26 protein-coding genes and 1 other annotated feature are annotated in these 26,524 nt (G+C 46.5%); of the genes, 21 read left to right on the top strand and 5 right to left on the bottom strand.

What is annotated here, in order from left to right; genetic code table 11:
* Positions 1 to 6 precede the first annotated feature (6 nt).
* The 12 genes from RBH91_RS19085 to RBH91_RS19030 all read left to right on the top strand — a co-directional run bounded on the left by RBH91_RS19085 (position 7) and on the right by RBH91_RS19030 (position 12,411).
* Positions 7 to 1,155 carry a glycosyltransferase family 4 protein gene (locus RBH91_RS19085; protein WP_307892558.1) on the top strand — a complete coding sequence of 383 codons (1,149 nt, stop codon included), beginning with the start codon at positions 7 to 9 and terminating at the stop codon, positions 1,153 to 1,155.
* Entirely contained in the window at positions 1,152 to 1,994 is an 843-nt protein-coding gene (locus RBH91_RS19080; protein ID WP_307892557.1) for a glycosyltransferase EpsE, read from the top strand. The genes RBH91_RS19085 and RBH91_RS19080 overlap by 4 nt, the downstream gene beginning before the upstream one ends.
* Positions 1,987 to 3,147, top strand: a complete 1,161-nt coding sequence (locus RBH91_RS19075; RefSeq protein WP_307892556.1) for a glycosyltransferase family 1 protein — start codon at positions 1,987 to 1,989, stop codon at positions 3,145 to 3,147. The genes RBH91_RS19080 and RBH91_RS19075 overlap by 8 nt, the downstream gene beginning before the upstream one ends.
* Positions 3,148 to 3,150: 3 nt before the next feature.
* Entirely contained in the window at positions 3,151 to 4,254 is a 1,104-nt protein-coding gene (locus RBH91_RS19070) for a biofilm exopolysaccharide biosynthesis protein EpsG (protein WP_307892555.1), read from the top strand.
* A 62-nt stretch (positions 4,255 to 4,316) separates the two neighbouring features.
* Positions 4,317 to 5,348, top strand: coding sequence for a glycosyltransferase family 2 protein (locus tag RBH91_RS19065; protein ID WP_148956682.1), 1,032 nt, complete (start codon positions 4,317 to 4,319; stop codon positions 5,346 to 5,348).
* Positions 5,349 to 5,359: 11 nt separating this feature from the next.
* The gene (locus RBH91_RS19060) at positions 5,360 to 6,439 is read left to right on the top strand and encodes a polysaccharide pyruvyl transferase family protein (RefSeq protein ID WP_307892554.1); all 1,080 of its coding nucleotides are present in this window, start codon (positions 5,360 to 5,362) and stop codon (positions 6,437 to 6,439) included.
* Complete coding sequence (locus RBH91_RS19055; protein ID WP_076760887.1) at positions 6,436 to 7,455, top strand: glycosyltransferase; 1,020 nt, start codon at positions 6,436 to 6,438, stop codon at positions 7,453 to 7,455. Before RBH91_RS19060 ends, RBH91_RS19055 begins: the two co-directional genes overlap by 4 nt.
* Entirely contained in the window at positions 7,452 to 9,008 is a 1,557-nt protein-coding gene (locus RBH91_RS19050) for an MATE family efflux transporter (RefSeq protein ID WP_307892553.1), read from the top strand. The genes RBH91_RS19055 and RBH91_RS19050 overlap by 4 nt, the downstream gene beginning before the upstream one ends.
* 20 nt (positions 9,009 to 9,028) lie before the next feature.
* The gene (locus RBH91_RS19045; protein ID WP_307892552.1) at positions 9,029 to 9,631 is read left to right on the top strand and encodes a sugar transferase; all 603 of its coding nucleotides are present in this window, start codon (positions 9,029 to 9,031) and stop codon (positions 9,629 to 9,631) included.
* The gene (locus RBH91_RS19040) at positions 9,631 to 10,266 is read left to right on the top strand and encodes an acetyltransferase (RefSeq protein WP_307892551.1); all 636 of its coding nucleotides are present in this window, start codon (positions 9,631 to 9,633) and stop codon (positions 10,264 to 10,266) included. Before RBH91_RS19045 ends, RBH91_RS19040 begins: the two co-directional genes overlap by 1 nt.
* A gap of 14 nt (positions 10,267 to 10,280) precedes the next feature.
* Positions 10,281 to 11,426: a DegT/DnrJ/EryC1/StrS family aminotransferase gene (locus RBH91_RS19035; protein ID WP_307892550.1), complete on the top strand. Its 1,146-nt coding sequence runs from the start codon at positions 10,281 to 10,283 to the stop codon at positions 11,424 to 11,426.
* 10 nt (positions 11,427 to 11,436) lie between these two features.
* Positions 11,437 to 12,411: a polysaccharide pyruvyl transferase family protein gene (locus tag RBH91_RS19030; RefSeq protein ID WP_307892549.1), complete on the top strand. Its 975-nt coding sequence runs from the start codon at positions 11,437 to 11,439 to the stop codon at positions 12,409 to 12,411.
* 18 nt (positions 12,412 to 12,429) lie between these two features.
* Here RBH91_RS19030 and yvfG read toward each other — a convergent pair whose 3' ends face one another.
* A complete protein-coding gene (yvfG, locus tag RBH91_RS19025; RefSeq protein ID WP_076760881.1) occupies positions 12,430 to 12,645 on the bottom strand; it encodes a protein YvfG in 216 nt (71 codons plus the stop codon).
* Between the two features lie 74 nt (positions 12,646 to 12,719).
* Here yvfG and rpoN point away from each other — a divergent pair, with 74 nt between their 5' ends.
* The gene (gene rpoN, locus RBH91_RS19020; RefSeq protein ID WP_307894797.1) at positions 12,720 to 14,024 is read left to right on the top strand and encodes an RNA polymerase factor sigma-54; all 1,305 of its coding nucleotides are present in this window, start codon (positions 12,720 to 12,722) and stop codon (positions 14,022 to 14,024) included.
* A gap of 30 nt (positions 14,025 to 14,054) precedes the next feature.
* Here rpoN and lutP read toward each other — a convergent pair whose 3' ends face one another.
* Positions 14,055 to 15,746, bottom strand: a complete 1,692-nt coding sequence (gene lutP, locus RBH91_RS19015) for an L-lactate permease LutP (protein ID WP_307892548.1) — start codon at positions 15,744 to 15,746, stop codon at positions 14,055 to 14,057.
* A 191-nt stretch (positions 15,747 to 15,937) separates the two neighbouring features.
* Between lutP and RBH91_RS19010 the strand changes: the two genes are divergently transcribed.
* From RBH91_RS19010 to RBH91_RS18995, 4 genes are all read left to right on the top strand, one after another.
* Positions 15,938 to 16,678, top strand: coding sequence for an L-lactate utilization/bacilysin biosynthesis transcriptional regulator LutR (locus RBH91_RS19010; RefSeq protein ID WP_307892547.1), 741 nt, complete (start codon positions 15,938 to 15,940; stop codon positions 16,676 to 16,678).
* 157 nt (positions 16,679 to 16,835) lie between these two features.
* Positions 16,836 to 17,552: a (Fe-S)-binding protein gene (locus RBH91_RS19005; RefSeq protein ID WP_307892546.1), complete on the top strand. Its 717-nt coding sequence runs from the start codon at positions 16,836 to 16,838 to the stop codon at positions 17,550 to 17,552.
* 41 nt (positions 17,553 to 17,593) lie between these two features.
* Positions 17,594 to 19,027 (top strand): LutB/LldF family L-lactate oxidation iron-sulfur protein, encoded by a 1,434-nt coding sequence (locus RBH91_RS19000; protein WP_307892545.1) that lies wholly within the window; start codon positions 17,594 to 17,596, stop codon positions 19,025 to 19,027.
* Positions 19,024 to 19,746, top strand: coding sequence for a LutC/YkgG family protein (locus RBH91_RS18995; protein ID WP_307892544.1), 723 nt, complete (start codon positions 19,024 to 19,026; stop codon positions 19,744 to 19,746). The genes RBH91_RS19000 and RBH91_RS18995 overlap by 4 nt, the downstream gene beginning before the upstream one ends.
* Before the next feature lie 10 nt (positions 19,747 to 19,756).
* On the opposite strand, the gene RBH91_RS18990 is transcribed toward RBH91_RS18995, so the two are convergent.
* Together RBH91_RS18990 and RBH91_RS18985 are read right to left on the bottom strand one after the other, a co-directional pair.
* On the bottom strand, positions 19,757 to 20,005 hold the full coding sequence (locus RBH91_RS18990; RefSeq protein ID WP_307892543.1) for a hypothetical protein: 249 nt from the start codon (positions 20,003 to 20,005) through the stop codon (positions 19,757 to 19,759).
* Positions 20,006 to 20,159: 154 nt separating this feature from the next.
* Positions 20,160 to 20,456: a hypothetical protein gene (locus RBH91_RS18985; RefSeq protein ID WP_307892542.1), complete on the bottom strand. Its 297-nt coding sequence runs from the start codon at positions 20,454 to 20,456 to the stop codon at positions 20,160 to 20,162.
* Between the two features lie 389 nt (positions 20,457 to 20,845).
* Between RBH91_RS18985 and RBH91_RS18980 the strand changes: the two genes are divergently transcribed.
* A complete protein-coding gene (locus tag RBH91_RS18980) occupies positions 20,846 to 21,535 on the top strand; it encodes an ABC transporter permease subunit (protein ID WP_307892541.1) in 690 nt (229 codons plus the stop codon).
* Complete coding sequence (locus tag RBH91_RS18975) at positions 21,535 to 22,461, top strand: ABC transporter ATP-binding protein (protein WP_307892540.1); 927 nt, start codon at positions 21,535 to 21,537, stop codon at positions 22,459 to 22,461. The genes RBH91_RS18980 and RBH91_RS18975 overlap by 1 nt, the downstream gene beginning before the upstream one ends.
* Before the next feature lie 305 nt (positions 22,462 to 22,766).
* On the opposite strand, the gene RBH91_RS18970 is transcribed toward RBH91_RS18975, so the two are convergent.
* Positions 22,767 to 23,240 (bottom strand): hypothetical protein, encoded by a 474-nt coding sequence (locus tag RBH91_RS18970; protein ID WP_307892539.1) that lies wholly within the window; start codon positions 23,238 to 23,240, stop codon positions 22,767 to 22,769.
* 313 nt (positions 23,241 to 23,553) lie between these two features.
* Positions 23,554 to 23,815, top strand: a binding site (T-box leader).
* Between the two features lie 63 nt (positions 23,816 to 23,878).
* Between RBH91_RS18970 and RBH91_RS18965 the strand changes: the two genes are divergently transcribed.
* Together RBH91_RS18965 and RBH91_RS18960 are read left to right on the top strand one after the other, a co-directional pair.
* Positions 23,879 to 25,234, top strand: a complete 1,356-nt coding sequence (locus RBH91_RS18965; protein WP_307892538.1) for an amino acid permease — start codon at positions 23,879 to 23,881, stop codon at positions 25,232 to 25,234.
* 135 nt (positions 25,235 to 25,369) lie between these two features.
* On the top strand, positions 25,370 to 26,377 hold the full coding sequence (locus RBH91_RS18960; RefSeq protein WP_307892537.1) for an LLM class flavin-dependent oxidoreductase: 1,008 nt from the start codon (positions 25,370 to 25,372) through the stop codon (positions 26,375 to 26,377).
* Positions 26,378 to 26,524 lie beyond the last annotated feature (147 nt).

Raw genomic sequence — 26,524 nt, 5'->3', positions numbered from 1 at the left:
TCGATCATGCCAAGAACGGTTTTGTTTTGCGCGACGGTGGACTACCACTTTAAAGCCTTCCACCTTCCATATTTAAAATGGTTTAAAGAACAGGGCTGGAATGTCCATGTAGCGGCAAAAGGAAGTATGCCGCTTCCCTTTGTCGATAAAAAATACGATATCGATATCAAGCGCTCTCCTCTGCAAGCGAGCAATTTGGCGGCCTATCGGGATCTGGCGCGCATCATGGACGAGAATCAGTACAGCCTCATTCATTGCCACACTCCGATGGGAGGGGTGCTGGCCCGTCTTGCTGCCCGAAAGAAGAGAAAGCGGGGTGCAAAAGTGATCTATACCGCCCACGGTTTTCATTTTTGCAAGGGTGCGCCTCTGAAAAATTGGCTATTGTACTATCCGATTGAAAAAGGTCTTTCCTCTTTGACCGATTGCCTGATTACGATTAATGAAGAAGATTTTCGGCTCGCAAAGGGTTTGCGAAAAGCGATGCGGACGGAAAAAATCCACGGCATCGGTGTCGATACGGAACGGTTTCAGCCTGTTGATGAAGCAGAAAAACAGCGGCTCAGAAAGAAATATCATCTGAACGAAGATGATTTTATCCTCATATATCCGGCTGAGCTGAACGCAAATAAAAATCAGTCGCTGTTAATCGAAGCGGCGGCTCTTTTAAAAGACAGGATGCCGAACATCAAACTCGTTTTTGCCGGCAAAGGACAGATGGAAAAAGAGTACAGCCGTTTGGCAGAACAAAAGGGGATCGCTGCAAACATCCGATTTGCGGGATTTCAAAAGGAGATTCATGAATGGCTCCAGCTTGCTGATGTATCTGTCGCTTCAAGCATCAGGGAAGGGCTCGGCATGAATCTGCTCGAAGGCATGGCGGCAGGAAAACCCGCCGTTGCAACGGACAACCGCGGCCATCGTGAAGTCATAAAAGACGGGATCAACGGATTTCTCATTCCGCAAGGAGACGCCGGGATCTTCAGCGACCGTCTTTTGCGTCTCTATCATTCAGCGGATTTACAAAAACAGATGGGGGAAGCGGGTAGAAGGACGGCCGCCGCTTATTCGCAGAAGCGTACGGTCAAAGAGATGGCAGACATTTATTCTTCCTTTATGAAAAATGAAACAGCTGAGAGGAGGCTGAAAGGATGACAGACGGACAAAAGCCGAAAGTTTCTGTCATTATGGGAGTCTATAATTGTGAAGACACGCTGGCTCAGAGCATCGAATCGATTTTGAGCCAAACCTATAAAAACTGGGAACTGATTATTTGCGATGATGCTTCAACAGATCGGACATATGAAATCGCCAGGCAGTATGCCAGGCATTACAGCGATAAAATCAAGCTGATCAGGAATGAGGAAAACAAGCGGCTGGCGGCCTCATTAAATCATTGTCTCCAATATACCGAAGGAAAATATATCGCGCGCCAGGACGGTGATGATATCTCTTTGGCAAGGCGCTTTGAAAAACAGGTCGCGTTTTTGGAATCGCAGTCCCATTACCAGGTCGTCGGCAGCGGGATGATCGCTTTCGATGAGGAAGGTGTGAGAGGCGTCAGAATGATGCCATCCTCACCAGGGCCAAGAGTGATGGCGAAAGGCACGCCGTTTTGCCATGCGACGATTATGATGAGGGCGGAAGTTTACCATGCCCTGAAAGGATACCGTGTAGGCCGGCGGACAAGGAGAATGGAAGATATTGATTTGTGGCTCCGTTTTTTTGAAGCGGGATACAGAGGCTACAATCTTCAGGAAGCTTTATACAAAGTAAGGGAAGATGAATCGGCATTTAAGAGGAGAAAGTTCAGCTATTCCATTGATAATGCATGTATCGTCTTTGCGGCGTGCAGACGGCTGAAGCTGCCGCTCTCAGACTATGTCTATACGATGAAACCAATCATAAGGGGGCTCATGCCTCCTTTTGTCATGAACAAATATCATAAAAAAAGATTGATGAATGAAGGCGGAGGGGTCGTAAAACATGAATGACGGAAGCGTGAGACCAAAACGGGTGCTTCACATCGTAAGCGGAATGAACCGCGGCGGCGCGGAGACGATGATCATGAATATGTATCGCCATACAGACCGGCGCCATGTTCAATTTGATTTTATTTCTCATCGGGAGGAAACGTGTGACTATGACCCCGAGATCATAACCCGCGGCGGCCGCGTGTTTTATGTACCGAGCATCGGCCGGTCCGGTCTTTTGGCTTACATCAAAAACATCAGGGACATTCTGATTGAAAAAGGGCCGTATTCGGCTGTACACGCCCACACGGATTTCCAGACGGGTTTCGCCGCTTTGGCGGCCAAGCTCGCCGGTGTTCCGGTCAGAATCTGCCATTCTCACAATACAGCCTGGAAGCCGAATCCGCGGCTTTTGGATACATTGCAGCTTCATGTATTCCGGCGTCTGATACTCTCGTATTCTACGGGTCTATGCGCCTGCGGCCAAGATGCCGGGCGTTTTTTGTTCGGCGGGAAAAAAATGAGAAAAAAAGCGGTTCATCTTTTGCAAAACGGGATTGACCTAGACCGTTTCAAAGAGGCGGACAGCCTTTCGAAAGCGGCTGTGAAAAGGGAATTCGGCATTCGGGAAAACACAATGGTCATCGGACATGTCGGCCGGTTTTTCGAGCAAAAAAACCATCCGTTTATGCTTGATTTCGCCGCGCATTTAAAGAAAACGGACATACCCTTTCAAATTGTGTTCGCTGGCGACGGACCGCTGCGGACACAAATAGAAGAAAAAGCTGCCGCTCTTGGTTTGGAAAGGGATATTCTCTTTCTCGGCGTTGTTGAAGATATCCCGGCTCTCATGCAGACATTTGATGTATTTGTCATGCCTTCCTTGTTTGAAGGTCTGCCGCTCGTTCTTGTAGAAGCGCAGGCTTCAGGTCTTCCTTGCGTTGTCTCGGACGCAATTACAAAGGAAACGGATTTGGGGCTCGGCCTATTGAGGCGGCTCGGTCTTGATACGGGTTTTGAACAGTGGACCGAAGAAATCAGCCGGGTTGTTCAAATGAAAAAGCCGACATGGACGGACATTCAGCACAGCTTGACAGAGAGAGGCTATGATGCAAAGGCGAATTTAAAGAGGCTGCTGAATATGTATTCGATCTCTGCTCAAGAAGGGCGGTAAATCATGGCTGTCTATATGTTGAATATGGGGGTCGTTTTTGTCTGGTCATGGTTTGCAAAAATGTACGGCAGAGAAGATCACAGGCTGCCGACAGGCTATCGTCCGAATGCGATTCTTACGGTCGTGCCGCTTGTTTCATTGATTATTGTTGCCGGACTAAGATACAAGGTCGGAACAGATTACCATACGTATATGCTGCTTTATGAATTAGCCGCTAAATACGAAAATATATGGGAGATATTCGGGTTCGGCACGGCCAAAGCGTCGACTGATCCGGGATTTACTGCGCTCTTATGGCTATTGAATCAGATCTCACATGATCCGCAAATCATGTTTGCCACTGTGGCGGCCATTACTTACATCTTTATCGTGAAGACGCTTTATATGTTTGGACGGCCGTTTGAATTAAGCATGTTTCTATTGATCGGCATGTTTCACTACTATGCTTCATTTAATGGCATTCGCCAGTATATGGTGGCAGGCATTCTGTTTTGGGCGGTCAAATACCTGATCAATGGAAACTGGGTGCGCTACACCATCATCGTGCTGATCTGTTCGCTTTTTCATTCTTCTGCATTGATCATGATTCCGGTCTATTTCATTGTCAGAAGAAAAGCGTGGTCGCCTGTGCTGGGCTGTCTCACTCTATTATTTTTAGCAGGTTCTTTCTTGTATCAAAAATTTCTTTCCGTATTTCTCGTCGTTCTTGAGAACAGCTCATACGGACACTATGAAGAGTGGCTGACGAGAAATTCAAACGGAATGAACTCGATTAAAATCATTGTTCTTCTTCTCCCGCTTGTGCTTGCTTTCTGCTTCAGGGAGCAGCTGCGAAAGCGCTGGCCTGAGGTCGATTATATCGTCAACCTTTGTCTGATCGGCTTTTTATTCGGGATTTTAGCGACAAAGGATGTCATTTTTGCGAGGTTTAACATCTATTTTGGGCTCTATCAGCTGATTCTCGTTCCTTATTTTGTGCGGATTTTTGAGCCGAAATCGAATGCGCTTCTATATGTTTTGATTTTGATCTGCTATTTCTTATACAGCTTTATGCTTATGCCGTTTGATTCTTCGGTGCTGCCGTACAGAACGATTTTTGAACGTTGACGACAAGGCGCGGCGGATCATCATCCCGTCTTGTGAAAAATGCCGACAAAGGAGTAATCATATTGGAAAACCCAGCAGTTAGTCTACTGGTCGCAGTATATAATACAGAAGCTTTTTTGCCGAATTGTTTACAATCGCTGATCAACCAAACCTTAAATAATATTGAAATCATCATCGTCAATGACGGTTCGACAGATGGAAGCCAGAAAATGATTAACCACTTTGCCAAAAAGGACGGCCGCATCAAAACGATCATCCAGGAAAATCAAGGTCTCGGCGCGGTAAGGAATAAAGGCATTGAAGCGGCATCAGGGGAGTACTTGGCGTTCATCGATTCCGATGACTGGATTGAAGCGGACTATTGCCAATCCATGTATGAAAAAGCGAAGGCTGAAGATGCCGACCTCGTCATCTGCGATTATGCCGTGGAAATCCAGGATACGGGAAAAACGGTCTATCCGGACATAGCCAAAAACTATGCCGGAAAGCCGAAGGACGCATTCATCACAGACCTGCTGAAAGGCAGAGTGAGCGGCTTTTCCTGGAATAAACTTTACAGACGAAGCCTGATTGAACAGCATCAGCTCGTCTTTCCTCTTCGGGAGGAGCTCGAGAATATTGAAGATCAATATTTTAGTTTCAGGTGCCTGCTGTTTGCTGATTCCGCGGTGTTTTTGCCGAAGCCGCTTTATCATTACCGAGTTCATTTATCATCGATTGTCCAAAAATATCAGGCCGGTCTGTTTGAAGACGGACTTGCCCTTTATGAGGCAAACCTGGATTGTCTGACAAAGCGCGGGGAGCTTCCGGCTTTAAAAGAAGCGCTTCATGTTTTTATCGTCAACCACGGCTGCATCAGCGTTTTGAATGAATGTAAGAGCCGGAACAAAAGTTCCTCGGCAGAGAAGTATAAAAATATCCGCCGAATATGCACTTGTCCCGAATTCAGGGGGAAAATCCCCGCTGTCGATCTGACGGCTTTTGATTCAAAGAAGAAACTGCTTCTTTTGCTGATTCGCTACCGGCTTATTCCGGCCGTGTATGGATTCGCAGCTATCTATCAGAAATTGATCGAGTACAGAATGAAGAAATAGGCGGTGAGGAAATGACCTTTCAGGAATTGAAAATCAATCTTGCGGAATGGCTTCTGCTAAAGGTGAAATATCCTTCGGAATATATGATGGGTACACCGGGTTTAAAGCGATTTGACCAATATAAAGGCAAGAAAAAGATCATTCTGACTTTAATTCCTTCTCATGATAATTTGGGGGATCATGCGATTGCCCTGGCAAGCCGGACATTCATAGAAAATGAGTTTGCCGATTTTGAAGTCATTGAGATCGGTATCAATGATATTTATAAACATGCAAAAGCGCTGAGACGCGTCCGCCATCCCGAGGATATGGTGTTCATCATCGGCGGAGGCAACATGGGGGATTTGTACAGAAATGAGGAATGGACAAGGCGCTTCATTATTAAGACATTTAAGCACTATAAAATCGTCCAGCTACCGGCCACTGTCCATTTTTCCAGAACGCCTTACGGACAAAAGGAATTAAAAAGGGCGAAAAAAATCTACAACTCTCATCCGCGTCTGCTGATGATGGCGCGTGATGATACAACCTATCAATTTATGAAACAGCATTTCTCAAACAAAACGATTCTGAAACAGCCTGATATGGTGCTCTATTTAAAGAAAGAGCAGCAATCTGAAAGAGACGGTGTTTTCATTTGTTTAAGGGACGATAAAGAAAGCTTTCTCAAACCCGAAGAGCGGGAAACACTGCTGAAGGCGGTCAATGATGAGTATGGCGAAGCAAAAACCTTTACAACGACGATCGGCAAGAGGGTCAGCCGTGTCTCGCGTGAGAGCGAGCTGAATAAGCTTTGGGATCAGCTGGGAGGTGCCGCGGTGGTCGTCACGGACAGGCTGCACGGCATGATCTTTTGCGCGATTACAGGGACTCCTTGTGTTGTGATCCGCTCTTTTGACCACAAGGTGCTTGAAGGCTTCCACTGGCTGAAAGATGCTCCGTCAATGAAGCTTGTAGAGAAGCCGAACACGGCAGAGGTTCTCCTTGCGATTGAAGAATTAATCAAAAACGATTCATCATATAAAGAAATGCCATCAAGGGATCATTATTTTAAAGATCTAAGACAGAAAATCATAGGTGATATTCAATGAAGCCATTTGTCAGTATCATTGTTCCAATGTACAATGTCGAGGATTATATTGAGGAATGCGTCAATTCTCTGCTCAGGCAGACCTTGAGAAATATCGAAATCATCCTTGTTGATGACGGCTCTCCCGACAGGTCGGGGGAAATAGCCAGAAGGTACTGCGGAAAGGACGCAAGAGTCAAAGTCATCCATAAAAAAAACGGAGGGCTGAGCTCAGCAAGAAATGCGGGCCTTCAAGCCGCGACAGGAGATTATATCGGTTTTGTCGACGGGGATGATTTTGTAGCGCCTGCAATGTTTGAGAACATGTACGGCGCAGCCAAAAAAGACGATCTTGATATCGTCATGTGCGGTTTTCACAAACATTCGGACACAGAACAAGCCTATTTTCCGCCTCCTTTGCCGGCCGGCCGCCTGCTGTTAAGCTGGGATATTAAACATGAGCTGAAAAGGGCGCACGAATCCCGGTTTATCTGGTATGTGTGGCGGAATTTGTACAGGCGCGATCTGCTGAAGCAAAACCAGCTGTTTTTTTATGAGGATATTCGTTTTGCGGAAGATTCGCCGTTTAATCTGTACGCTTTTTATGCCGCGAAACGGGTGAAAGCGATCGACGAGGGCTACTACATGTACAGGTGGAATCCGCAAAGCTTGACAGAGGTTCCTTATAAACCGTATATGGATGAAAGCCTGATCAGGCAATATCGTGCGAAAAAGAGGTTCTATGAGACATTTCAGCTGCTGGATGAATGTGCGGACGACCTTGTAACATACATGTGCAAACACCAAATTCCAATGCTTTTAGCCAATGCCTGCGCCGAACCTAAGCCTTCAAAACAGGTGCGGCGGCATATAAAAGACATTTTGTCTTATCGGATGGTGCAGTCATGCGTCAAAGCCACATCCATTCGGAATACTAAGCTATTAACCGGGCAGCGGCTCGTTTTATTGTTATGCAAGCTGAATGTTCCGATTCTGCTCGAATTGTTTTTTAAACGAAATCTGCCCAGTAAGGGATGAGCCTTTTGAATAAGACATTTATCTTGAATCTCGGCGCCAATATGGCGTCTTTTTTATTATCCGTGCTGTTTTCGATGTGGCTGACGCCGTTTGTGATCAAAAACCTCGGGGTTGAAGCATTCGGGTTCGTTCATTTAACACAAAATATGATCAACTATTTTTCGATTATTACGGTCGCCCTGAGTGCGGTTGTTGTCAGGTTCTTTTCCGTGTCAGCCCACAGGGGAGCGCATGATGAAGCAAGAGGCTATATGAATACTTATATTGTCTCATCACTTGCTCTTTCGGTTTTTTTATTCTTGCCGCTCGTTGGAACGGTGTTTCTTATCGATTCGATCATTCGCGTGCCCTCCGGCCTCTTAGGCGATGTGCAGACCGCGCTGTTGATTGGCAGTCTTCTTTTTTTATTAACCTTTTTTATGTCGGGATTTGCAGCCGGGCCGTTTTTTGCCAACAAAATTTATATTACAAGCACGATCCAGGCTGTACAAATGCTGATTCGCGTGGTGAGCGTATTATGCATTTTCTCATGGTTTGCGCCGAAAATCTGGCACATCCAGCTTGCCGCTCTCATCGCTGCGGTTTCGGCGTGTGTTCTGTCGATCATATTCTTTAAAAAATTAATTCCGTGGTTTTCGTTTCGGATAAAGGATATGTCGTTTAAAAAGTGCAGAAAGCTCCTGCAGGCAGGGGGATGGAGTTCTATCAGCCAAATCGGTGTGCTTCTTTTTTTGCAAATCGATCTAATGGTGGCCAATGTCATGCTCGGGGTTTCCGAATCCGGGATGTATGCAGCGATTATTCAGTTTCCGCTTTTAATCCGGACGATGTCGGGGACGCTTGCCGCTGTATTTTCACCGACGATTACACTCTATTATTCAAGAGGCGACAAAGAGGGGCTTGTCCGCTACGCCAATCAGGCCGTCAGATTTAACGGAATCGTGCTTGCTTTGCCGGCGGCGCTGCTCGGCGGGCTGGCCGGCCCGTTTTTGACGCTTTGGCTCGGGCCTTCATTTGAACATTTAAAATGGCTCTTATTGATACATGCCGGTTACTTGGTGGTTTCATTAAGCCCGGCGCCGCTTTTTTATATTTTTACAGCCTATAACAAGCTGAAAACACCGGCGCTGACGACGGTTGCCTTCGGTGCCGTCAATTTGCTGCTCGCCATTGCTTTGAGCGGCCCGGCAGGATTGGGTCTTTACGGGATTGCGATTGCCGGCGCGGCTGCTTTAATGCTGAAAAACGTTGTCTTCACACCGATTTATGCGTCAAAAATAACGGGCGAGAGAAAACGGGTCTTTTATAAAGGCATTTATGCTCCGCTTGCCGGGGCTTCATTTGCTTTGGCTGTCTGTTTTGCGATTCAATTCTTTTTTCCGGTTGACAGCCTGCTCTCTCTTATCATGACGGGGCTGGTGGCCACGGGCGCTTATGTGCTGTTTGCTTATTTTGTGATGCTTACAAAAGATGAACGGATTGCCGTTTCAGCCAAGCTAAAGACGTTGCGGTCTTCTGCATCAATCCCTTTTCAAAAGGGATTTTTCAAATAAAAGAAAGGGGTGCGGTTTTCATGATAGCTAAACGTTTTTTCGATCTTGTATTCGCGGTGATTTTGCTGGCTGCTCTCAGCCCGGCCATGATCTTCACGGCTTGTCTCATCAGGTGGAAAATCGGCTCGCCTGTCTTATTCCGCCAAACCCGTCCGGGCTTGAACGGCGAACCTTTTACACTATATAAGTTTAGAACGATGACTGATGAAAGAGATGAAGCGGGAAACCTGCTCAGCGACGAAAAACGGCTGACAAAAACGGGCAGGCTGATCAGAAAAACGAGCCTGGATGAACTGCCGCAGCTGATTAATGTCATCAAGGGCGACCTGAGCCTTGTCGGTCCCCGTCCCCTTTTGATGGAGTATATTCCCCTTTACACAAAAAGACAGTGGAGACGCCACGAAGTCAGACCGGGCATCACGGGCTGGGCGCAAATTAACGGGAGAAATAAAGTGACATGGGAAGAAAAATTTGAACTCGATGTCTGGTATGTGGATCACCGGTCTTTTTTGCTTGATATCAAAATCCTTTTGCTAACAGTCGGAAAAGTGCTGAAATCGGAAGGCGTCAGCCAAGATCGACACGTGACCACGGAAAAATTTACAGGGAGAAGGAATGCCTGATGCAAAGAATGGTGATCATCGGTGCCGGAGGCCACGGCAAAGTCATCCGGGATATCGTTGAAGAGCGTCCGGATACAGTGCTTGCCGGAATTCTCGATGACCGGTTTGAATCGCTTCACATTGAAAACGGTGTTTATCATGGACCTTCATTCGCGGCAGACGAACTGATTCGTTTGTGTCCTGATGTGAAATTCATCATCGCCGTCGGCAGAAATAATCTGCGAAAAAAGTTATTTGAAAGCCTAGGCCTTCCCCTTGAACGGTATGCGGTACTGGTTCATCCGTCTGCTGCGGTCAGCAGATCGGCCCGGATTGAAAGGGGATCTGTTGTAATGGCGGCCAGCGTCATCCAAGCCGATGCCTGTATCGGTATGCACAGTATTGTCAATACAGGTGCGATCGTCGAACACGACAATCAAATCGGCGACTATGTCCATCTTTCACCGGGAACGGTTTTGACCGGAGGCGTGACGGTTATGGACGGGGCGCATGTCGGAGCGGGGACGGTCGTTATCCCGGGGAAAACGATCGGACACCGGAGCGTGACGGGAGCGGGTGCAGCGATCATAGATGATATCCCAGATGATGCAACAGCAGTCGGAGTTCCTGCAAGAACAATCAAATCACAGTTGTAAAAAGGGTGAAAAAAATGAGTCAGAAAAAGCGAATTTATTTATCGCCGCCGCATATGAGCGGAGAGGAAGAGCGCTATGTAGCTGAAGCCTTCAGGACAAACTGGATCGCACCACTCGGCCCCCTGGTCGATACATTTGAAGAAAAACTTGCCGCCTATGCCGGAACGGCCGGTGCGGCCGCCGTCAGCTCGGGAACAGCCGCGATTCATCTCGCACTCAAGTTATTGGGAGCTGGAAAAGGCGATACTGTATTTTGTTCCTCTTTTACATTTGTCGCAAGCGCCAACCCCATTTTGTATGAGCAGGCCGAGCCGGTGTTTATTGATTCTGAAAGAGATACATGGAACATGTCGCCTCAAGCGCTTGAACGGGCGCTTGACGAGGCGGAGCGGGCCAGACATCTTCCGAAAGCGGTCATCGTTGTCAATTTGTACGGGCAAAGCGCCAAAATGGATGAGATTATCGAGATTTGCGACAGATTTGCGGTGCCTGTCATTGAAGATGCGGCAGAATCTCTAGGATCTGTGTACAAAGGCAGAAAGAGCGGAACGTTTGGCCGCTTTGGCATTTACTCGTTCAACGGCAATAAAATTATCACGACCTCAGGCGGGGGGATGCTTGTCAGCGATGATGAAGACGCTTTGAAAAGAGCGCGGTTTTTAGCCACCCAGGCGCGGGAGCCGGCGATCCATTATCAGCACCAAAAAACGGGCTACAATTACCGGTTGAGCAATGTGCTCGCCGGAATCGGCATTGCCCAGCTCCAAGTTTTGGATGACAGGGTGAATGCCCGGCGCGCCATTTTCGAGCGCTATCAAGAGGCGCTCTCTGAAATGGACGGTGTAGACTTCATGCCTGAATTTGGCATGTCGAACCGCTGGCTGACGACATTAACATTTGATGAAAAAAAGATTAAAACATCGCCCGCGGAGATCATTGAACAGCTTGCCGGCGAGAATATTGAAGCGCGTCCGTTATGGAAGCCTCTGCACAGACAGCCGCTTTTTAATGGCGCCGCCTTTTATCCGCATGATGAAAGCGGATCTGTTGCCGATGATTTATTTCACAGAGGACTATGCCTCCCGTCAGGATCAAGCCTGACACGAGAAGAACAAGACCGGGTTATTCAGGTGCTTGCCGACCGGATTAAATATAAATGAGGTGCTAAACATGGCGATTACATATTCCATGGACAGCTTAAAAGAGAAGCTGGGAGAAATATTGGATGTCATACCGAGGCATTCGTCAGTCGTTTATTTGGACTACCCCCTTTACGGGAATGTAGGCGATTTGCTGATCATGAAAGGAACGGAAGCATTTTTTAAAGCGTACGGGATTCGGGTGCGCGAAAGGTGGAACGCAGAAAACTTCATTCCCGGCCGCAACATTCCTAAGGATGTGATTATTGTCTGCCAGGGCGGAGGAAACTTCGGTGATTTGTATCCCCACTTCCAGCAATTCAGGGAGCGTGTTGTCCAGCACTATCCTGACAACCGGATCGTGATTCTGCCGCAGTCCATTTATTATGAAAATGAAGAAAATATCAAGCGAACGCGGGACATTTTAACAGCTCATCAGGATCTTCATTTATTTGCAAGAGAAAAGGCGTCATTCCAGTTTGCTGCTGAACGCTTCGAAGGGCTGAAAAACCTGAGAATGATGCCGGATATGGCCCATCAGCTCTGGCCGATTGCACCTTCTGAAAACCCGTCGGCATCTGTTTTGCGATTGATCAGAACGGATAAGGAAGCCAACAGCACTTTACAGACAGCAGGAGAGCCTGATACATATGACTGGAACGTGATTTTGTCCGATAAAGACAAGCGCGGCATCAAGCGGCTTCAAACCTTAAACATTCTCAACAAAAAAGCGGGAAATCCGCTGCCGATCGCTTCTTATTGGAGACGTTATTCAGATTCTCTCGTCAGCAAATCGATCCGTTTTTTCAGCCGTTATGAATCGGTTGTCACTTCAAGGCTGCACGGCCATATTTTATCGTGCCTGCTGCAAAAGGAGAACGTCGTAATCGACAACTCCTATGGAAAAAACGCGAACTACTACAATACATGGATGAAAGACATCCCGAATACAAAGCTGATACAAAAAGACGGGACAAAAACAGAAAAGCCGCCTGTTCATGCGTAACAGACGGCTTTTTTCATGCTATGCTTCTTCACGTTTTACTTTGTTATAAGCCTCATCCAAATGCTGAATCCGTTTTAAAACGACTGCATTTTTTGTCAGCTGATCCTGAACAAGCGTTGAAACGACGGAGCGGTAATAGCTGTTCATCGCATGCACCTTGTCCTCATTTGGATTCATTTCAATATGGGTTTTAAAATTGTCTATGAAATAAGGCACAGAAAAAAGTTCTGACAATGGAAAACACTCCTTTTTATGTCTATACGGTACGGAATCGATCGTGTAAACTAATAATGGGAGGGGGAGAAATGATGAACTTGAATGTGCAGCAGCAGCAAACGGTAAAACTTCACTTGACACAGGGGCTTACACAAGCCATTAATATGCTGCAGTATACTTCGGCTGAGCTTAACAGCCGGATTGATGAACTCTCACTGGAAAACCCTCTTATCGAACGGAAAGACCCCGATATTCCACGATCATTTTACCATAAAACCAATCAGCATTTACAAAGAGAATATCCGCTTCCTGCCGGAACGACGCATGAGGATTTAAAAAGCGCTTTAAAACGGCAGGCGCTCGATTTGCATTTGTCAGATCGGGAGAAGCGCATATTCAGCTATTTGGCTGAATCGATTGATTCAAACGGATATGTGACAGAAAAGCTGTCCTTTATCGCCTCCGCACTGTCTGTGCCAAGCGAGGAAGTCGAAACAGTCCTGGCAAAACTGCAGACGCTTGAACCTGCCGGAATAGGAGCGCGATCCCTCAAGGAATGCATCCTTATTCAATTGAGGCGGCTCCCAAAACAAACGGCAGATGCGGAAAAAGTCATGTCCAGCTATTTCGAACTTTTCGCTAACAAAGCATGGAAAGAGCTTTCTGCCGCAGCGGGTCTCTCCCTTTTAGAGCTTCAGGATATTCAGGATCTTATCACCGGACTGACGCCGAGGCCTGGCTTGCTTTATGACGCTGGGGAGCGGGACGTCTACATTGAACCTGACTTGATCATTTTCATTCAGGACGGAAAATTGATGCTTGAACTCAGCAGCCGTTCTTTTCCGGACATCCAGCTTAATGCGTTTTATGAGCCGTTTTTAGAGAGACGGGCGAATGATGACGCCTCCGCCTTTATATCCGATAAATACAGGCAGTGGAAATGGCTTGACAATGCCCTTAAACAAAGAAGGGAAACGATGAGCAGGGTCATGGGGGAAATCATCGTTCGGCAAAAAGATTATTTTCTAAAAGGAAAAAATGAAATTCAGCCTCTGACATTAAAAGAAATCGCCGATGCCCTCGGCATTCATGAATCCACGGTGAGCCGGGCGGTGAAAGGGAAGTTTGTGCAAACGCCTTATGAGCTATGCGAGCTCAAGCGGTTTTTTTCAGCAAAAGTAAAAGATGCCTCTGACGGTCATACGTCAAGTCATGCAGTCAAAGCGCATCTTCGCCGTCTGATCGAAGAAGAAAATAAAATGAAACCGCTTTCGGACCAGAAGCTGGCCGATTTGTTAAATGAAAAGCACGGTGTCGTCATCTCCAGGCGAACAGTTGCCAAATACAGAGACCAGCTCAACATTCTGCCTTCATCCATCAGAAAACGATATGAATAAAGGCCGACCGGCAGTGCCGGCGGCCCTTTTTTACGGAATCATCCATGAAAACACATGATGCTGCAGGAATGTGATCATACAAACCAAGAATAAGAGAAATAAGCTATGCTTCAGTGTAAAGCGGAGCAAGTCCGACTCTTTCCCCGCTAGACCGACAGCTGCACAGGCGACCGCAATGGATTGCGGAGAAATCATTTTTCCTGTGACACCGCCGGAAGAATTGGCTGCTACAGACAGCACCGGTTCCATTCCGACCGATGTTGCGGTGACTTTTTGCAGACTGCCGAACAACAAATTTGCGGACGTGTCAGAACCTGTAATAAATACGCCGAGCCAGCCAAGAACAGGAGAGAAAAACGAAAACATCGCACCCGTCATCGCCAGTGACATGCCGAGGGTCGTACTCATGCCCGAAGAGTTGGTGACATAGGCAAAGCCGACGACAGAAGCAATCGTCAATACCGGCTTTCTCAGCTCCTTCAGCGTATCTATCAGCACAACGCCCCAATCTTTCCAGGCAATGGCCGTCACAAACTTTGTCAGTACAGCTGCAATCAGTATAGCCGTCCCTGCTGATCCTAGCAATTCGAGTTTATAAAGAGCCTCGATCGGTTTTCCTGATGAGTCCAGTATTTGATTATGCAAAAAAGGCACACCCGGCGCGAATGACAGCCGGCTGCCGGCTTCATTTAAAACAATCAGCAATGGATTTGACCCTTCATAATGTCCGGTCAGCGCCTGTTTCACAGCGGGAATTCCCCAAAGGGAAACCATTGCGGTCAGCAATAAAAACGGTGTCCACGCCTTGAAAATCCGCCCTGCAGAATATGCACCTTGCCGATATTCAGGCTGTTCCGCCTCGGCTGCGGCAGCTGCTTCCTTCTCGTGCGGAAATTTGAATGTCGTTTTCGGCTTCCAGAATTTTAAGAAAACGGAAAGTGCAACAAGTGAAACGATCGCTGATAAAATATCCGGAAGCTCGGGTCCTAAAAAGTTCGAGCTGAGATACTGGGTCACAGCAAACGAAACGCCTGACACTAAAATCGCCGGCAGCACTTCCAAAGATCTTCTGAATCCGCTCATGATCACGATCAAATAAAATGGAATAAAAACAGATAAAAACGGCAGCTGGCGTCCGACCATTTTTGAAATCTCCATCGCCGGAATGCCGGTCGGCCCTTCAACCGCAATAATCGGAATCCCGATCGCACCGAAGGCGACCGGCGCCGTATTGGCGATTAAACAGATGCCTGCCGCATATAAAGGGTTGAACCCAAGTCCTGCAAGCAATGCAGCGGATATGGCGACCGGTGCGCCAAAGCCTGCCGCCCCTTCTAAAAACGCCCCGAATGAAAACGCTATCAAAAGTGCCTGCAGGCGCCGGTCATCAGTGATTGACAGAACGGAACTGCGAATCACTTCAAATTGTCCGGTTTTGACCGTAAGCTTGTACAAAAAAACCGATGTGATAATAATCCAGCCGATTGGCAAAAGTCCGTATACTGCACCTTGCGACGCCGACATCACGGCTTTTTCGGCCGGCATTCCGTAAACGAAAACAGCCAGCACCAATGCAATCAGCAAAGTCGTCAACCCGGCTGTATGCCCTTTCATTCGTTTGATGGCCAAAGCCCAAAAGAAATACAAAATCGGAATAAGCGCTGCGAGTGAAGATAGCGGTAAGCTATTCCCCAGCGGTGTATACACCTGTGTCCATCCCATCTTCAATTCCCCCTTTGTTTCTAATCATCAGATGACATGATGATAAGACCGATCATTTAGCATTATATTTCTCAATGTCATAAATTACAATCTTTTTTTGTATGACTTCCTGCTATATGTTCCGGACGCAAAGAACGGTATAATAAGAAGAATGATGCATCAAGCCCAGTCTGTTTAAGAGGTGAAAAAAATTGAAATATAAACAAATCAAGACGAAAAAAATATATGAAGAAGTGGCAGAAGCCCTTCTTGAATCGATTAAAAACGGAGAGATTCAGCCGGGTGAGAAGCTTGACTCCGTCCAATTGCTTGCGGAGAGCTTTCAAGTCAGCCGCTCAGCAGTCAGGGAAGCGCTGTCCGCTTTGAAAGCGATGGGGATGGTGGAAATGAGGCAGGGAGAAGGCACCTATGTCAAGAGGTTTGAGTCCGATCAAGTCTCGATTCCTCTTTCCGCTGCCCTGCTGATGAAAAAGAAGGATGTCGCCGAGCTCCTTGAAGTGCGCAAAATTCTTGAAATCGGCGCTGTTTCCGGAGCGGCTCAAAAACGCACGGAAGAAGACTTGGAACACATGCGTACGGCGCTTCAAGATATGAAACAGGCGGACGGGAACGGAGAGCTTGGCGAAAAAGCCGATCTTGCCTTTCATTTGGCGCTAGCCGGGGCATCGCAAAATGATCTGTTAAAAGGCCTGATGAATCATGTTTCATCCCTTTTGATTGAAACGATGAGAGAAACGCGCAAAATCTGGCTGTTTTCCAAAAAAACATCTGTTCAACGCCTTTATGAGGAGCATGAAGCCATCTATCAGGCCGTGAAGGAACGGGACGGCCAAAAAGCGGAAAAAGCCATGCTTGATCATTTGACAAACGTGGAAAAGGTGCTGGCCGCCTACTTTGAAGAAACTAAACAAGCCGATGAAACAGCCATTTGAAAAGCAGCGGCGTCCTGCTTTTCATAGGCATGACTGAGTGAAAACCAAAAAGAAACCCCTTTCAAAAAATGTTCACAAGTTGTAAGATGGAGAAAGAGGGTTTTTTAACCAAGTCATCAGATGACCTGATTATCTTAGGTCGGGAGAGGGGATCAAGATGAAAGTTTCACTGTTTATCACGTGTTTGGTTGACATGTTTCAGACGAATGTCGGAAAGGCAACCGTTGAACTGCTGGAACGGCTGGGGTGTGAAGTGGATTTTCCCGAAGGCCAGATCTGCTGCGGACAGCCTGCCTACAACAGCGGCTATGTCAAAGACTCGAAAAAAGCGATGAGGCGCATGATTGAAACGTTTGAATCCGCTGAATATGTCGTCAGCCCTTCAGGATCCTGCGCTTTTATGTTTAAAGAATACCCGCACCTTTTCCGGGATGAGCCTGCCTGGGCGGACAAAGCGCAGCGGCTGGCTGATAAAACGTATGAGCTGACAGACTTTATCGTCAATGTATTGAAGATAGAAGACGTAGGGGCACAGTTGGAGAAAAAGGCAACTTATCATACCTCATGCCACATGACAAGGCTTCTGGGCGTGGCAGACACACCGATGAAACTGCTCAGCCATGTGAAAGGGCTGGAATTCGTGCCGCTAGAGCGCAAGCATGATTGCTGCGGATTTGGGGGGACATTTTCGGTGAAAATGTCGCAAATATCCGAGCAGATGGTCGATGAAAAAGTGGCTTGTGTTGAAGACACGGGTGCAGATGTGTTGATCGGGGCGGACTGCGGCTGTTTGATGAATATTGGGGGGCGAATCGGCAGGAAAGAAAAGCCGATACAAGTCATGCACATTGCAGAGGTTTTAAACAGCAGATAACAGACATCCGGTCATTTAACAGATAGAGGGGGAAGATGGTCATGGCGATGAAGATCGGAACACAAAAATTTAAAGAACGCGTATCAGAAGGGCTTGAAAATGAGTTTATGAGGGGAGCCGTCTCAAGCGCCCAAGAGCGTCTAAGAGCGAGGCGGCTCGAGGCGGCGGAAGAGCTCGGAAACTGGGAAGAATGGCGGTCGCTTGCCGAAGAAATCAGGCAGCACGTGCTGGCGAACCTTGACTATTATCTCGAACAGCTCGCCGAAAATGTCGCCAAAAAAGGCGGGCACGTTTTTTTTGCTGAGACGGCCGAGGAAGCAGCAGGCTACATCCGCGATGTCGTGAAAAAGAAAAACGGCAAAAAAATTGTGAAATCAAAGTCGATGGTCACGGAAGAAATCAATATGAATGAAGCGCTTGAAAGCGAAGGCTGTGAAGTGGTCGAAACCGATTTGGGAGAGTACATCCTCCAGATTGACGACCATGATCCGCCATCACATATCGTCGCCCCGGCGCTGCATAAAAACAAAGAACAGATCCGCGACGTATTTAAAGAACGGATCGGCTATCGCAAAACGGAACAGCCTGAGGAGCTCGTCATGCACGCACGAGCCGTGCTCAGGAAGAAGTTTTTGGAGGCGGACATCGGCATTACAGGCTGCAATTTTGCAATTGCCGATACAGGGTCTGTCAGCCTCGTCACAAATGAGGGAAACGGACGCCTTGTGACGACCATTCCGAAAACACAGATCACCGTGATGGGAATGGAACGGATCGTCCCATCATTCGACGAATTTGAAGTTCTTGTCGGAATGCTGACCAGAAGCGCGGTCGGCCAGCGGCTGACAAGCTATATCACAGCTTTGACGGGGCCGAAACTGCCAGATGAAGCAGACGGACCGGAGGAATTCCATCTCGTTATCGTTGATAACGGGCGTTCGAAGATTCTCGGAACCGAATTTCAATCCGTCCTTCAGTGCATCCGCTGTGCGGCCTGCATCAATGTCTGTCCGGTCTACCGCCATGTCGGCGGCCATTCTTACGGCTCGATTTATTCCGGTCCCATCGGGGCGGTATTATCGCCGCTTCTCGGAGGGTATGACGATTACAAGGAGCTGCCTTACGCTTCTTCATTATGTGCCGCCTGCACGGAAGCGTGTCCGGTTAAAATTCCGCTTCATGAGCTGCTCTTAAAACATAGGCAGCGCATCGTCGAAAAAGAAGGGCGCGCACCGATTTCAGAAAAGCTGGCGATGAAGGCGTTCGGATTGGGGACTTCTACGCCGTCCCTTTACAAAATGGGCTCGAAATGGGCTCCGGCAGCGATGAAGCCGTTTAAAGACGGTGAAAAAATTACGAAGGGGCCGGGTCCGTTAAAACAATGGACGCAAATTCGCGATTTCCCCGCACCGAATGGGTCTAGGTTCCGCGACTGGTTTCAGGACAGACAGAACGATAAGGGGGAAGACAGATGACAAACGGAACAATCCAAAACAAAGACAGCTTTTTAAACCGGATTGCGGAAAGGCTCGGCCGAGATAGGCGGTCAGCCGGCGTCTCTGTTCCCGATTACGCCCATCAGCCGCAGCACCGGGTGTACCAAGGCTATACGCAAGATGAGCTGGTCGGCGTCTTAAAAGAGCACTGCCTGAAGATTCATACAGAACTGATTGAAACAGACGCCATCGGCCTGCATGATGCCTTGTATGAACAAGCATCGCGATTTGGAGGCGGACCTGTCATTGTTCCAAAAGATAACCGTTTTCAAGAGTACGGACTGTCAAGCCTTTTAACAGACAGATGGCCGAATGAAGGCACTAAGGTATGGGAATGGAATGCCGCTGCGGGAGAGGAAAATATTCAGCACGCCGAACAGGCAAACATCGGCATTACCTTCAGCGAAATCACTCTGGCAGAATCGGGAACGGTCGTCCTTTTCAGTTCAAAAGACAAAGGGCGTTCTGTCAGCTTGCTGCCAACGACATACATTGCGATCGTTCCAAAAAGCTCGATCGTTCCGAGAATGACACAGGCAAGCGGAATCATCAAACAAAAGATTGCAGACGGAGAAGTCATCCCGTCATGCATCAACTATATAACAGGACCAAGCAATTCAGCCGATATTGAAATGGATCTGGTTGTCGGCGTCCATGGCCCTGTTAAAGCGGCTTATATTGTCGTAACAGACCGCTAGAAACATACCTTCAGAGTGTTCTATCCTCTGAAGGTATGTTTAATATGCTCAGCTCCTTGGAATAACCGGCAGCACCGTTTCGTCCTGGATTGTCACTGGGATATTCAATTCCGTCATGATTTGTTTCGAATCCCTTTCTTGATAGTGGGTGGAAAACCTGTTTTTTTTCAACGGGAATTTGCACTTCCGCTATACAGTCATTTGAATGTTCATGGTCGGGATGAAAAAACACTTCGCGGAGCGGTGCATTTTTCTTCATTCGATACCTTTTTGTTCAATCCCAACCGGCTAAATGAGCACTTGCGTTGCAAGGGCTTGACGGGCGGCAACGGTGCAATAGAGCCGCCATCATAGGGACTTCCGACCGTTATGCAGGTGTGCAGAAAGTGGCCGTTTGATCAGATAGCCTGCTTCTAAATCAATTTCATCCTCACATTCTTCACAACCATGCCAAAGAACGATCCTGAGGAAGTGAAGATGTTGATATATTCACCAATTGAACATTCAACTGTTCGAAGAGAGCGGGAATTCGCCTCAGTGAAGTCTGTTGTCGCAAAGAAACCAGCCCCATGCTTTTCGAGAACGACCTCGAACTCTGTTACAAAACGTCCTTCCTTTTCTACCTGTTCAAGCCGTTCTTCTATCCATTGCAGGGATGCCTGCTCCTCTTCCAGCAGCGTCTGAATCTCGGCTTTTTTCAGCCGAAACATGCCGCGCGATTCTGATCCGTTGAAACATCTTCATCCAAGAGATGGCCAATCTGTTAAAGTGTGAACCCCAGCTCTTTAAAGGCCTAAATACGATTCAATGGAAAAAGCTGATATGCCGTAAGGTAACGGCAGTCTGTTTCTGCATCAGTATGAGTCGGTTTTAACAATCCCATTTGATCATGGTAGCGCAGGGTTTACAGGGACTTGGCTCAGCTTGGAGAACTCGCTGATTTTAAACAAATTTAATTTCCTTCTTTTAGGTTAGTCTCTGCTATGATACATCTTCCAGTATAGGGGAAGTTCAACGATTTAAGGTAAAGTTAAGGATATGATTATTTCCCGATAATGTTCACTCCCTATAATGGAAGGTAGTGAAGGAGTGACACGTCATGTGGGCCATCTGTCTGAATGAATTTAAAAGTCTTTTTAAAAGTATCAAATCAATTATTATCATGATTATTATTTTTTGGGTGAGCTATAAAGTTGCGGAACTCATCGAAAACGCACCGGCCGATCTTATTCGCGATTTGGGTTTGGGTGATAACCCGAACGAAGCCGGAATAGCCGTCATCGTCTTTCTGTTTGGTTTTCTGATCATTTCGGGATTATCCCATGATATGATCAACCGGGAAGTCAATTCGCGAACCATTAGATTTCTTGTGACGAAAACCTCGCACACCAAGATTATAGTGGGGAAATTTTTAGGAGTCTGGTTGTTTTGGATCATTTGTATGACAGCGTCTTTCCTATTGGTTATGATGGTTTCCAGAACATTTTTTTGGTTCGGAGCTGTTGAATGTATGGCATTTCTTGCAGCTGCAATTGCTTTAAATCTGCTATTTTCCGTTATTTTTTCCAAGCCTGCTATGTCCATATTTTTCGGAATTGTATTTGCCCTTTTCTTTCCCGTTTTCAGCTTTTGGGCTATCAACTCTGAAAATGTCATGATCAGCTCGTTTAAATATGTTACACCTTACTATTACGCTGATCTTGGAAGCTATTTCATCCTTATCGACTTGATTTACGCACTCGCGGTCTTGTTCGGAGCAATCGTTTTATTTAAAAGGAGAGATTTATAATGGAGATGGTGATCGAGGCAAACGGACTGATGAAAAGCTACGGCGCCACAACGGTCGTCGATCATGTTGATCTTCAGGTGAAAAAAGGCGAGATTTACGGATTCCTGGGCCGCAATGGGGCGGGAAAATCAACATTTATTAATATGATCACAGGAATCATTCAGCCATCTGCAGGAAGCTTTCGCTTATTAAACGAATCTTCGATTGAAAAAGTGAAGCATCGCATAGGGGTGCTCCCGGATTATTCAACCCTTTATGATTCACTGACGGCGGTCGGGCACTTAAAATATTTCGCCAAGCTAAACGGCCAAAGCGTATCAACAACGCAGTGCAAAGCCGTTTTAGAAAGAGTCGGACTGCTGGAGCATGCCGATAAAAAAGCGGGCGCATATTCATTTGGCATGAAGAAAAAGCTAGGCATTGCCCAAGCGATCATTCATGATCCTGAATTAATCTTTTTGGATGAACCGACATCCGGTATTGATGCCGAATCGGGTCTGTACATACAAAAACTGATTATGGATCTGCAAAAAGAAGGAAAGACGATCTTTATGACATCCCATAATTTGAATGAGATCGAGAAAATGTGTACAAGGATTGCCATTATGAAGAATGGCAGTATTCTAAAAGAAGGTACGCTTGGTGAATTAAGGAAACACTTCATGTCAAACATTACGGTTCAGATCCGGCATTCGGATATTCCTGAACAGCATTACAGTCTGATCAACGGTTTTTTAGAATCCGCCGGCGAACAGGTTGAATTTCGGGGCAATGAGCTTTCGATCGTCGTGAATTCAGAAGACAAAATCCCTGCCATCGTCAGAGTACTAACCAACTGCAAAGTGGGTATTTACAGGATTCATGTCGATGAACCATCGCTTGAAGATATTTTTTTGGATGACACAGGGAGACAGAATGTATCATAGAGCTCCATCATCAAAAACCCTGAAAAAATGTTTCAGGGTTTTTTCAGCAACTGTCGAATCAGGAGCCGAAAAAATGTGCTTAAATGAAGATGATATCCCCCTATACAGAGAAGGATGATCGCCTGTGCTTTGACATCGCAATAACCTGTCCGATCATGAATCCGAGGTGTCATCAAGCTCGACATTTTCTTCAAAAGAAAGCATTGAATGACCATGGACACGAAAATTTAATGCTTTCTAAAAATATGTATCGATGCAAAAAACGCCCCGTAAAAGGGCGTTTTTAAAAGGGAGCATTCAGTAGGTTAATATTTCCATAAAATCGACATGTCGCCGACTGTTTCTTCATCGATTACATTTCCGTCTTTATCAAGTTTGACGAAATACTTTCCGCCATTCGTTAGATTTTTGTATTCGGTCTCAGAAGTACCGTCATCGTTTTGTTTAAAATGAAATTGCACTTCAGCGATTAATGTGCCGCTGCTGAGGTCGACATAGTATGAATTGAAGCTGACATGGCTCCAGTCATCTTTTTCAGCAGGGATGTCTGAAATGATGCCGACTTTTTCGGAAGGGTCATTGACAATCACCCCATACTCCTTCTGCAAATTGTCGGTTTGGACATCAGCGTCCTGTAAGATTTGTTCAATCTGGCTAAATTCGGCATCCGTAGGCGAAGTATACCTATTTTCGGGAATGTCCTTTGCAAAGCTGACTGATGATGAACTGAAGACGAGGGTCAAAACGGACAAGATCACCATTAACGAAAGTCTTCTCATGTTTTTTCCTCCTTTAGCTGATATCATGATTCGGTTCACACTCTATCATCGTTAAAATATTTTGTAAAGTTTGAATAATATTTCAATTTAACTATTTTTTTCGGAGGATATTTGCTGATTTTTTCTTCATTCTTCGATCTTAAACTCTCTAAGTAAGATAAAGTTGTGCTCTTATCCTCTTGCATTTCTTAATAGAAAAGGCAATTCTCCTTGAAAATAAAGAAAAATTTAAATTTTAAAATTTAGTTACACTTTTTCGTATTGACAAAGTGAAAATAAGAACGTATATTATATGAATATATTTTCAGGCAGAGAAAACACGAAGAACGGGAGCAGTAAAAGACCATCATTGGCAAAGAGAGCTGCGGGTTGGTGCGACGCAGTCTAATGAATCTTTGAACTCGCCCGGGAGTGGACTAGCTAAAAGGGAAAGACATCAATTCCTGAAGGCTTTACGGTTAACCTTCGTTATCGGGTATAGCGCAGCGCGGGCTGTGCTAAAGAAAGCTGGATTCTAGTCATAGAATCAATAAGAGTGGTACCGCGGTTGGCTTCAAAGGCTCATCGTCTCTTTATCTTCAGAAGAAGAAAAAGAGACGATGAGCCTTTTTATTTTAAATAGAGGAAGTGAATGAAAGATGGAGAAAGAAATAGAGAAGCTTGAGCGCACGATGACTGCCCGTCATATTATGATGATGGCGCTGGGCGGAGCGATCGGAGCGGGATTATTTAAAGGAAGCAGCAAAGCGATAGATTTAGCAGGGCCTTCCGTATTGATCGCCTACCTGATCGGCGGGGTGGTTTTGCTGTTCATTATGCAGGGGCTCGCGGAGATGGCTGTTCGACATCATGAAGCCAGGACATTCAGGGACCTGGTTCAATCGATTTTAGGGCCGTACGCCGCTTATTTTTTAGACTGGATTTATTGGAAAATGTGGGTGCTGAATATTGCAGCAGAGGCTGTCGTCGCCGCGATATTTTTGCAATATTGGCTGCCGGGAGTGCCGATTTGGGTGCTGGCGCTGTTTGTTTCTCTTGTCATCACCAGCGTGAATTTACTTTCTGTCAAAAGCTTTGCAGAGACGGAGTATTGGCTCGCTTTGATTAAAATCACGGTGATTGTCGTTTTTATTATAGCCGGATTTATTTTGTTATTTTTCTCATTTGGCAATCATACTGCAGTTGGATTTTCTCATTTAACCGATCATGGCGGCTTTTTTCCGAATGGCGCCGCCGGGCTGATCACGGCTATGTTAGTCGTTATCTATTCATATGGAGGAACTGAAATCATCGGTGTGACCTTGGCGGAGACGAAAAACCCGGAGCAGGTCGTACCAAGAGCCGTCCGCAGCACGCTGATACGGATTATTGCTTTTTATCTCCTTCCATTTTTCATTATCGTCAGTCTGATTCCGTGGAATCAAGTCAATGGTGTGTCAGAAAGCCCTTTTGTGATGGTCTTTAAGATGATAGGGATTCCCGGAGCGGATCACTTGATGAATGCCGTCATTTTATTGGCGATCATCTCTTCTATGAACTCCGGACTTTACGGCGCTTCCCGTATTTTGTATACACAGGCTTCAGACGGCCGGGTGCCGAAAATCTTTTCAAAGCTGTCCGCCAAAAAAGTGCCGGTTTATGCGATCTTGTTATGTACGTCTTTCTTATATGTAGGTGTATTGTTTTCTCTATTCGCAGGCAGCCAAACATTTGATTATTTGATGGGCTCTCTCGGCTATACGGTCCTGATGATTTGGATGCTGATCGCCATCGCCCATTTAAAATCGAGAAAACGCGGTCAGACCGTAACGGCAGGCTATCATGTCAAGTGGTTTCCTTATACGACCTGGCTGGCGATTCTTGCGCTGACGGCGATATTAATCGGCGTCGTTTTAACAACTTCGATCGTCATTACCTTGGTCACGGCGGGAATATACATGTTCATTACCGTCGCTTATCTGTTTAAAGGGCGAAAGCCTAATGTCAATGGTTAACTTTGCTTGCCTCCGCAACAAGGAGGCAAGCTTTTTGAATATTAGTTCGATATCAATCGAACTAATTTCTTTAAATCATGATCCCTGTTGTGTTATCGTTCTAATGACAATACTCATCAGGAAGAAGGAGAAAAAATGTCAGCACAGCATTTTAAAAATACAAAGTATTCCGTATTGAATCTGTCTCCTATCGTACAAGGCGGAAATGCGGCCCAATCCTTTAAACATTCCATGGATTTGGCGCGCCATGCCGAAGAATGGGGTTATCACAGGTTCTGGCTGGCTGAGCACCATAATATTGATGGTGTTGCGAGTTCGGCCACATCTGTTTTGATCGGCTATATTGCCGGGGGAACAGAGAAGATTCGCGTCGGATCGGGCGGTATTATGCTGCCGAACCACTCTTCCCTTGTGATTGCGGAGCAATTCGGAACGCTTGAGTCGCTCTATCCCGGAAGAATTGACTTGGGGCTCGGCCGGGCGCCGGGAACGGATCAATTGACAGCGCGGGCATTAAGACGGAACCTCAACAGCGGCGAAGATTTTCCAGAGCAATTGGAAGAGCTGCGCAATTATTTTAAACCGTCCGGAAATGTGAGACATCATGTGCGCGCGATCCCGGGGGAAGGACTCGATGTGCCGATTTGGCTGCTCGGTTCCAGCGGATTCAGCGCCCGTCTTGCGGGAGAGCTCGGCTTGCCGTTTGCGTTTGCGGCTCATTTTTCGCCGGCAAATACGGTGCCTGCTTTAGAACTGTACCGCAGCTCATTTAAGCCCGGTGTATTGGACGAACCGTATGCGATGGTCGGAGTGACCGTCATAGCGGCTGATACAAACGAGAAAGCGCAGCGCCTTGCGACATCGCACTATCAGAAATTTTTAGACCTTGTCAGGGGAGCGCCGACCCAGCTCAAGCCGCCTGTCGATGATATGGACCAAATCTGGACGCCGCGTGAGAAAGCAATGGTAAATGAACAGCTCAGCTCTACGATCATCGGAGGGCCAAAAGAAGTGAAGGAAAAGCTTGAAGACTTTATCCAAACCACTCAGGCGGATGAAATCATGATTAACTCGGAAACATATGATCATGCAGATAGACTGCGCTCCTTTGAAATCATTGCAGATGTATGGAAAAACGGATAAAACGGAGATCAAAAAGCAATGGAATGGCAAAACCCGTCCATTGCTTTTTTTATTTTGAAATGGATTTGCCTTGATCGTATTTTAGTATATCTATTCCTCTACATGTGGACACATAAATTTCAATATAAAAGAGCAATAAATCTATAA

It is taken from the genome of Bacillus swezeyi (assembly GCF_030908325.1).
Classification (GTDB): domain Bacteria; phylum Bacillota; class Bacilli; order Bacillales; family Bacillaceae; genus Bacillus; species Bacillus swezeyi.
The sequence above is the reverse complement of the archived record's forward strand: the minus strand, read 5'-3'. Positions and strand labels throughout refer to the sequence as shown.